Genomic DNA, 1,791 nt, shown 5'->3' on the forward strand with positions numbered 1-1,791 from the left:
GCTCGCACTCACTACAACTCACTTTTTTGTCATTTAAGTCAATTTGTGCATTTTCATACGTGTTTGAATGTAAATCCTCCTTTGTAAGCGTAAAAATGTCGATTTTCTTTTTTACCTCTGCGAATTCTGCGAATTTTGCGAAGTTAGTTGCGGCTGTAGGGTTTGCGTTAATTCGCACGTTTGCGAAGTCTTGCGAATTTTGCGAATTTAGCTTTTCGTCTTGTGGGTAATTTTGAGTTACTTCGCAAGTGTCGTTAATAGTTCGCAATAGTTCGCAATTATTCGCAAACGGTGTAACCCTTGCGGCTGTAGTAAGTTCGCTAAATTCGCTAAGTTCGCACAATGTATAAAATTTTGGCTTCTTCCCCGTTGCACCATCGGAACGATGACCTTCAATTACTTCAATCTTTTGAGGGGTGCTAGTAATAAGTGCGTTTAGGGCTTCATCTAATGCTTTGCTGTCCAAGTGACCACTAAACACGGTTTTAGATAATTCTGTTCTAGTCGCCTGATACCCTTTGTCCTTACTTGCCAAGTAATTAACAATCTTGTTTGCATGGTCTGATATTTCGTTATTTTTCACTTCTTCGGCGGCATCGTTAAAGATAAATTTTACCGATTCATGCCAGTATTTTACCCACTCATAAGCGGCGTTAATGTGCCACTCTTCAATAACAAGCGAGAAGTCAGATATTGCAAACAGGGCGGCCATACGCAGCAAATACGGAGCTTTGCGTTCTGTTAAAGCGGCAACATTGTCACCATCGTTATACTTAGGGAATACATTGATATATAACGCGCCATACGTTCGTTTGGCATCATCACTAAGCGTTATTTGTCGGTTGTCTTCACTGGCTAGGCTTGGATTTTTATTCCAAATGTAGTCACTTTTGGCAAATTGAATAATGGCGTTTATCTTGGTTGCCAGTAGGTTTACGGTGTCGATATGTGTACATTGGGGAAACGGGATTAACTTTGTACGCTCCGCCCAAAAGATAATAAAACGATTCAAAAAGCCATTTGATACATCGTTTTTGGTCGTGAGTGCTAAAAGCTCTACAGGGGTACACGCTCCAGCGATAGCAATATGCGGATGACTTGCCCACGTTCCTTTTAGTTTTGTTGCTGGTTGAATCCCTACACCATCCCAAGCATCGCGCAACCCTGCCGAAAGGGTATTGCCGTTACGGGCTGCTTGGTGCATGACGTTGGAAAATTCAGACTCACGAATAAATAAACGCTTATCTGTGATAGGGGCTACTTCTTCTTTGCCTTGCATATAACCATCATGGATTAACGCAGCTAGTCCCTCTTTTGAAGATAATCCCCCGGTGTGGCGGCTTGGTAGTAGTAGGTCAAAGTCATTTTCGGCAATGACTTTAATAACGCGATTAAGTAAAGAATGTGCGCCTCCCTTTTGTCCACGACTTGAGCGGCCTATATGCAAACCATATAACCGTACATGGTGTATATCATTGCCAATGTAAAAATAAATACCACGTCCAACACTAGCAGATATGAAAATCATTAAATTCATGGCGGCGGCGTATGGGTTTACTTCGGTATCCTTAGCGGCGGCGCGTCCAAACTCTCCAAAAATACCGTACAACATCGCGGCATTACCTCTAGGCGCGTTACGGTGTGTTTCTATATTATTGTTGTCGTGGTCTTGCCGTTTGTCACTTGTATTACTTAATGGGTTTACCCATCCATTAGCCTTTGCCTCGTTAAATATCGCCTTATAGTCTGTTCTATTGGCTTCTAATCCTTCCCATGTGTGGAGGGAATCAT

Annotated in this window: 1 protein-coding gene; it reads right to left on the minus strand. The window is 42.3% G+C overall.

Annotated features, from left to right (window positions below):
* Positions 1-1,791, minus strand: a 1,791-nt coding sequence (locus Q0212_RS07970; protein WP_297924297.1) for a DUF3987 domain-containing protein, incomplete at both ends; no start/stop codon positions are given.

It is taken from the genome of uncultured Agitococcus sp. (assembly GCF_937920075.1).
GTDB lineage: Bacteria > Pseudomonadota > Gammaproteobacteria > Pseudomonadales > Moraxellaceae > Agitococcus.